This is a genomic window from Sulfuricella sp. (assembly GCF_035531155.1).
Lineage (GTDB): Bacteria > Pseudomonadota > Gammaproteobacteria > Burkholderiales > Sulfuricellaceae > Sulfuricella.
This window is the reverse complement of the sequence record NZ_DATKTK010000061.1, coordinates 1-5,689: the sequence shown is the minus strand read 5'-3', so window position 1 is coordinate 5,689 and position 5,689 is coordinate 1. Positions and strand designations below refer to the sequence as shown.

At 56.6% G+C, this 5,689-nt stretch carries 8 protein-coding genes; 1 reads left to right on the top strand and 7 read right to left on the bottom strand.

The features are described 5' to 3' along the window. The 3 genes from VMV64_RS14825 to VMV64_RS14815 all read right to left on the bottom strand — a co-directional run. A partial coding sequence (locus tag VMV64_RS14825; RefSeq protein ID WP_325331715.1) for a GIY-YIG nuclease family protein occupies nucleotides 1-285 on the bottom strand: 285 nt, incomplete at its 3' end. 144 nt (nucleotides 286-429) lie between these two features. After that, nucleotides 430-615: a 4-oxalocrotonate tautomerase family protein gene (locus tag VMV64_RS14820; protein ID WP_325331713.1), complete on the bottom strand. Its 186-nt coding sequence runs from the start codon at nucleotides 613-615 to the stop codon at nucleotides 430-432. A gap of 1 nt (nucleotide 616) precedes the next feature. Next, nucleotides 617-1,267 (bottom strand): uracil-DNA glycosylase, encoded by a 651-nt coding sequence (locus VMV64_RS14815; RefSeq protein WP_325331711.1) that lies wholly within the window; start codon nucleotides 1,265-1,267, stop codon nucleotides 617-619. Between the two features lie 125 nt (nucleotides 1,268-1,392). Between VMV64_RS14815 and moaA the strand changes: the two genes are divergently transcribed. Further along, nucleotides 1,393-2,379 (top strand): GTP 3',8-cyclase MoaA, encoded by a 987-nt coding sequence (gene moaA / locus VMV64_RS14810; protein ID WP_325331709.1) that lies wholly within the window; start codon nucleotides 1,393-1,395, stop codon nucleotides 2,377-2,379. Nucleotides 2,380-2,401: 22 nt separating this feature from the next. On the opposite strand, the gene VMV64_RS14805 is transcribed toward moaA, so the two are convergent. From VMV64_RS14805 to tadA, 4 genes are all read right to left on the bottom strand, one after another. Continuing rightward, nucleotides 2,402-3,388, bottom strand: coding sequence for a glucokinase (locus VMV64_RS14805; RefSeq protein WP_325331707.1), 987 nt, complete (start codon nucleotides 3,386-3,388; stop codon nucleotides 2,402-2,404). Nucleotides 3,389-3,735: 347 nt separating this feature from the next. Beyond that, the gene (locus VMV64_RS14800; RefSeq protein ID WP_325331705.1) at nucleotides 3,736-4,206 is read right to left on the bottom strand and encodes a hypothetical protein; all 471 of its coding nucleotides are present in this window, start codon (nucleotides 4,204-4,206) and stop codon (nucleotides 3,736-3,738) included. A 396-nt stretch (nucleotides 4,207-4,602) separates the two neighbouring features. Next, nucleotides 4,603-5,118: a L,D-transpeptidase gene (locus tag VMV64_RS14795; protein WP_325331704.1), complete on the bottom strand. Its 516-nt coding sequence runs from the start codon at nucleotides 5,116-5,118 to the stop codon at nucleotides 4,603-4,605. Continuing rightward, complete coding sequence (tadA, locus tag VMV64_RS14790) at nucleotides 5,108-5,596, bottom strand: tRNA adenosine(34) deaminase TadA (protein ID WP_325331702.1); 489 nt, start codon at nucleotides 5,594-5,596, stop codon at nucleotides 5,108-5,110. The genes VMV64_RS14795 and tadA overlap by 11 nt, the downstream gene beginning before the upstream one ends. Nucleotides 5,597-5,689 lie beyond the last annotated feature (93 nt).

Below are 5,689 nucleotides of genomic sequence, written 5' to 3'. Positions count from 1 at the left end.
AAGCCCCAGGCGCGGGAAACTATGGCCGGAGAGCATGATATAGGGATAGGACTTGTCGTCGCGGAACAGGACGTTGTAGCGCGGCGCCAGCGCCTTGATCAGGTTGTTCTCCAGCAGCAGCGCCTCGGCCTCGGTGCGCGTGACGGTGGTTTCGATCCGGTCGATCTGCGACACCATCAGACCGGTGCGCGGCGCTAGCGCCGTTTTCTGGAAATACGAGGAAACCCGCTTTTTGAGGTCGCGCGCCTTGCCGACGTAAATGACCTCACCGTCCGCATTGACCATGCGGTACACCCCCGGAAGATGGGGCAGGCCGGCAAGAAATTCCTTAACATCCACCGCTTGTTCTCTCCGCAAAGGCGCGCCAGGCAAAGCCGTCCGGCCTGTCGAACTCCCTGCCGCCTTCCCGGTTAAATGGCTTTTGCAGGCTCAATGACCATCCAGCAGTTCGCCTGCGATCGCCCAGTTCTCGTAGGGCATCTCGTCGAAAGCGATGTAGGTATAGGATTTGGGTTTGTTGGCGATCCGTTCGAGGGTGTCGGTGACTTCCTCGGCAATTTTCTGTTTTTGCTCGCGCGTAAGAGTGCCGGCGATGCGGATATTGACGTAAGGCATGTTATCTCCCTGGCAGGTTATTGCGAATTTCGGCGAATACGGCCTCGAACATTTCCACGGTCAGGCGCTTGGTCTGAGTATTATAACGGCTGCAATGGTAGCTGTCGTACAGGCTCATTCCTCCGGGGAGCGCATGCACAGCACCGTGGCCGAATGGAGAATCCTTGAGCTTGAGCCCCAGTGCGCGCAACACCGATTGATGGGCAATCGTGCCCAGCGCCAGAATGGCGGTTTGATTGTCGAGGCTAGCAATCTCGTTAGCCAGATAGGCGTTGCACTGCCGGATTTCAGCCGGCTCCGGCTTGTTTTGCGGCGGCAGACATTTGACCGCATTAGTGATGCGGCAGTCGATCAATTGCAAACCGTCCGTCGCGCTCACAGACTCCGGCGCACTGGCGAAGCCATACTTGTGCAGCGTCCGATACAGCAGAATGCCCGCAAAATCGCCGGTAAACGGCCTGCCGGTGCGGTTAGCGCCATGCATGCCCGGTGCCAGACCGACGATCAGCAGACGCGGCTCATCAGCACCAAAAGGCGGCACCGGTCTGGCAAAATAATCGGGGTTGCTGCACCGGACTTGATCGAGAAATTCCGCCAACCTTGAGCATTGCCGACAGTCCGTTGAAAAACAAGAATTATTTATTGCATCCATGAATCGCGTTTTCACCTGTACCCAGAAATAGTTCCAAGGGACTACTACCAATCACCTATTGCGCCGCTACTTCAAATGAATGAGCATAGCGCTATAAACCCATTTTGTAATCTCAGAAAACTGTTATGAACCACGAACCCACCTTGCAGGATCGTTTCGGCAGACGCGTCGAGTACCTCCGCCTGTCCGTCACCGACCGCTGCGACCTGCGATGCACTTATTGCATCCCGGAAGGGTTCAACGATTTTGAAGAACCTGGCCAATGGCTCAGCTTCGACGAAATCGAGCGCGTCGTCGGCGCTTTTGCCCGAATGGGCGTCAGCAAGGTGCGGATGACCGGCGGCGAACCGTTGCTACGCCGCAACCTGCCACAACTAGTACACAAACTGAACGCCTTGGAAGGCATCAAGGATCTGTCGCTCAGCACCAACGCCACCCAACTCGCCAAACATGCCGTTGAACTCAAGCAAGCGGGCGTTTCACGGCTTAATATCAGTCTGGATTCCCTTCAGCCGGAACGCTTCAGCCAGATCGTGCGGCGCGACTGCCTCGATCAGGTAATTGCCGGCCTGATGGCCGCAAAAAAAGCCGGCTTCGCCCCGGTCAAGATCAACATGGTAGTCATGGCCGGCGTGAACGACGACGAAATCGACGACATGGTGGAATTCTGCATCCAGCATGATTTCACCCTGCGCATGATCGAAGCGATGCCGATGGGCGACACCGGCAGAAACGCGCAATATCTCGACCTGCAACCCGTCAAGGAGCGCTTGCAAAAACGCTTCGGCCTGATCGACGGCGTCATGGCTGGCGGCGGCCCGGCGCGTTACCTGAGATCGACGGACGGCGCTTTCACCGTCGGCTTCATCACGCCGATGTCGCAACACTTCTGCGATACCTGCAACCGTGTACGCCTGTCGGTCGACGGCACGCTGTTCATGTGCCTGGGCCAAAACGAGAGCCTGCAACTGCGCCCCCTGTTGCGCGCCGGCGCTTCGGATCTGGATCTGGAACAAGCGATACGCGCCGCCATCGAACTCAAGCCCCATCGCCACAACTTCAACGAGAGCCCCGATCAGGTCATACGTTTCATGTCACTGACCGGCGGCTGAGACCAAGCATCTAACCTCGGTTCTAAAGTCTACCCGCCACACGCTCTGCCCCCATCAGCCCGACATTCGGGTTAAGCACCACATGAACCGGGATCGTCGCCAGCAGCTCAGCATAGCGCCCCTTGTCGGCAAATGCTTTCAGAAAACGTCCATCCTTCAGTTTCTCGATGATCTGCGGCGCGATGCCGCCCGCCACATAAACCCCGCCGCGCGCCAGCACCTTGAGCGCGAGATTGCCCGCCTCTGCACCGTAGATGCGGATGAACAGATCGAGCGCCTCTGCCGCAAGTCGGTCATTCCCCGCCAGTGCGAATCGCGAGATCGCCGCCGATGGGTCGCCCTCCCTGATCGCTGCCAATAATTCCTGAGAGGCGCGCCCCTCTTCACTGTCGCACAAAAAATTGAAAATATTCGCCAAGCCGGGACCGGATGCCAGCCGCTCGTAGGACACATGGCCGAAGCGCGCGGCAAGATAGCGCAACAGTTCAGCTTGCCACATGTCCGCAGGCGCAAAGTCAGCGTGGCTGCCCTCGGAAGGCAGCGCTTCATAATGGTCGCCTTGCCAAACCATGAAGCCCTCGCCAAGGCCGGTGCCTGCGCCGATCACCGCTCGCACGCCGCGCTCCAACGGCACTCCGGCTTGCAGGGTAAGTAGATCATCAGCGCCCAGCGCCTCAATGCCATAGGCCACCGCCTGAAAATCGTTAATCAACTGGACTTGGGTAATACCGAACTCCGCCGCGATTGCCGCCGCATCAATACGCCATGGCAGGTTGGTGATGTTAGCCTGTCCACCGTCCACCGGCCCGGCCACGCCGAAGCAGGCGCTCGCTATCGAATGCGACGGACAGTCGCGCAAGAACTCGGCGATGATCGGCTCCAGGCCTGCATAAGCAGCACTTTCAAAGCGCCGCTCGGTAAGTACGCGCCCCTCTTCCGATAGCCGCAGCAACGTCTTGGTGCCGCCGATATCACCGGCAAGGAGGGTTTTAGTGGTGGAAGTGTTCATACAAAAGGGTATCCGTAATGCGCGGTTGATTTAATTTTGCGCCGAGCGACACAAATCGACCTATTCTGTTGAAAAACTCTTTTTTCGGGTGCCTTAAAAAAATTCTAGGCGGTTAGGCCGATTTTCTCTCAAAGAATATACCCGGTACCATGCGGAGCATGATCGTCCATTGTAGGGTGCCCAATTCTCCTGCAATTCGGGGGATGTATGGCGTTCTTTAGGTGTAACAGCATTTGGCATATTTTCAGCGCCCCTCAGAAAAAGAGTTTTTCAACAGAATAGACCCTTTACAGACACTCACCCCATTGCCGCCGAAGGTACGCCGCATTAAGAGGTCCATCGCAACGCTACCCTTGAGCCGCCAAGGGGCGCGCAACGACCCGAAGGTCGGGCTCAAATGGTTTGTTCGGTGTTTTGTTGCTGGCGTAACCCTCGATAAATTCCTGCGCCTCGCCGAGGCCACCCCACTGGATAGGCAGCAAGAAATAGTTTGTGGGGCTAAGCAAATCGACGAATGCCCGCCGTAGCTCAGAAATTCCGACATCGTTTAACGGAGTGCGCGAATTTAAGCCGACAGGTTTGATGTGGCACAACTTCCACCCTGCTTTGTTCACGCTGAATTTTCCAAGTGTGCAATGGTATTTCCGCCGTTCCTTTTCTTTCGCTTTGTGGGCAAACGACACGGGTATAGCGTCATCCAGAAACCATGCTTTGATCTCGGCAAGGGTAGGCACCAATCCCTGTACCGCAAGATTGCATGACCACTGAGCCGGAGCGTTGTCGCAAGGGACTATTTTTCTACCTGTTGCGTGGATCACTTCCGAACCCCTGACCAGCGAACTCTTCCTAACTAATAACGGTAGGTTCTTATCGGCGACCCATTCGTCTAGCAGACGAGACCATGAATGCTCAATTTGTGGCTCTATGCATGGGCACAGATCACTATGCGCCCACATGCGGCCCAACTCCCGCACAATACTGCTCATACCGTCCGGGAGGGATTTTGGGCAGGCTGGCACTGTAATTTCGTTTTCCTCACTGAACAATTAATATACTGACGCTGGCGTCCATATGACAATTAATATTTATAGCGCCAATTATGCTCTTGTAATTGATTGATCCGCAAGCACTTTGATTTTCCGGCGTCTCTACATTAACCTATTTGCCAATCAACACAATTTTTTAAAAAAATGCCTCTCACAAAGCCCTTGCAGTCAAACCCGGTTCCTGATCGCCGATGACTCCTCCGCACTTTCCAGTATCTCCACCGGCACACCAGCCACCACCAGCTCGAACAAATCCATGATGTCGCCATTTCTCATCCGTACGCAGCCTTTCGAGCCCGGCTTGCCCAGTTCCACGCCATCCGGTGTGCCATGAATATAGACGTAGCGGCGCATGGTATCGACGCTGCCAAGCCGGTTCCTGCCCGGCTCGCAACCGGAAAGCCAGAGGATGCGCGTCAGTATCCAATCGCGGTCGGGAAACTGCGCGCCCAGTTCCGGCGTATAAATCTCCCCGGTGGGGCGGCGTTTCACAAACACGCTATTAGCTGGCTGGCCTGCACCGATCTTGGCGCGAACGATGTGCGAACCGCGCGGCGTGCAATAGCTGCCGCTCTCCTCGCCGACGCCATTCAGCGCAGTTGAGATGACATAACGCCTGATCGGCGCGTCCTGCTCATCTAGCAGCTCGAGGGTCTGATCGGCAACGACTATCCTAATTCGCACCGCTGTTTCCTTTCCCGCGCCGTTGCGCAAAAAAATCGCTTAACATCCCGCCGCACTCGTCGGCCAGAATGCCGCCCGTCACTTCGGCATGATGGTTCAGCCGCGCCTCGGCGGAAAGGTCGATGATGCTGCCGCAAGCGCCGGTTTTCTGGTCGGATGCGCCGAACACCACGCGCGCGATGCGGGCATGAAAAATCGCTCCCAAGCACATGACACAAGGCTCAAGCGTCACATAGAGGGAGCAGCCGACCAGGCGGTAATTGCCCAGATTCCGCGCCGCATCGCGCAAGGCCATGACTTCGGCGTGGGCAGTCGGGTCGTGGCGGGAAATCGGCGCGTTGAAGCCGCGCCCGACGATCCCGCCATCCTTGACCACTACCGCGCCAACCGGCACCTCGCCCGCATCCCACGCCTGACGGGCAAGGATCAGGGCTTCGCGCATCATTTCGGCGTCTATTGATTCATTCAGGGCATCCATCGCAACCCACTCATTTCAACATTTTCGATTATACCGCGCAAAAAACGGAAAAAGCCCTGCATTCACAGGGCTTTTTCAGATCGACTGCCGGTT

Coding starts and splice junctions, on each gene's coding strand:
- moaA (WP_325331709.1), top strand. CDS start 1,393: ATGAACCACGAACCCACCTTGCAGGATCGTTTCGGCAGACGCGTCGAG.
- VMV64_RS14815 (WP_325331711.1), bottom strand. CDS start 1,267: ATGGATGCAATAAATAATTCTTGTTTTTCAACGGACTGTCGGCAATGC.
- VMV64_RS14820 (WP_325331713.1), bottom strand. CDS start 615: ATGCCTTACGTCAATATCCGCATCGCCGGCACTCTTACGCGCGAGCAA.
- tadA (WP_325331702.1), bottom strand. CDS start 5,596: ATGGATGCCCTGAATGAATCAATAGACGCCGAAATGATGCGCGAAGCC.
- VMV64_RS14805 (WP_325331707.1), bottom strand. CDS start 3,388: ATGAACACTTCCACCACTAAAACCCTCCTTGCCGGTGATATCGGCGGC.